This is a genomic window from Deferrisoma palaeochoriense, from assembly GCF_054656955.1.
The window spans coordinates 1-265 of the sequence record NZ_BAAHXI010000218.1 but is presented as its reverse complement, the minus strand read 5'-3'; the positions used below and the strand labels follow the sequence as shown (position 1 = coordinate 265).

Genomic DNA, 265 nt, shown 5'->3' with positions numbered 1-265 from the left:
TGACACCCGCTACAGCGGTTCCGAGCTCCTGGTGCGCCGGCTTGCGGAGATGGGGGCCGAGCCCCGAGTCCACGACCCCTACGTGGACCACTGGTGGGAGTTCGAAAAGCAGGATGAATACCCCTCGCCCGAGTACTCCTGGAAGCGGTTCTTCCGCAACCAGGAAAAGCTCAAGGAGCTGCGTGTCGAAAAGGACCTGGCCAAGGCCCTGCGGGGCGCCGACGCCGTGGTGTTCGCCGTGCGCCACGCCCCGTACCTGGGGCTC

General features: G+C 66.4%; 1 protein-coding gene. It reads left to right on the top strand.

Going from position 1 to position 265, the window contains the following annotated elements:
• The coding region (locus ACYQ8L_RS18765) for a UDP binding domain-containing protein (RefSeq protein WP_459943331.1) at nucleotides 1-265 on the top strand (265 nt) is incomplete at both ends.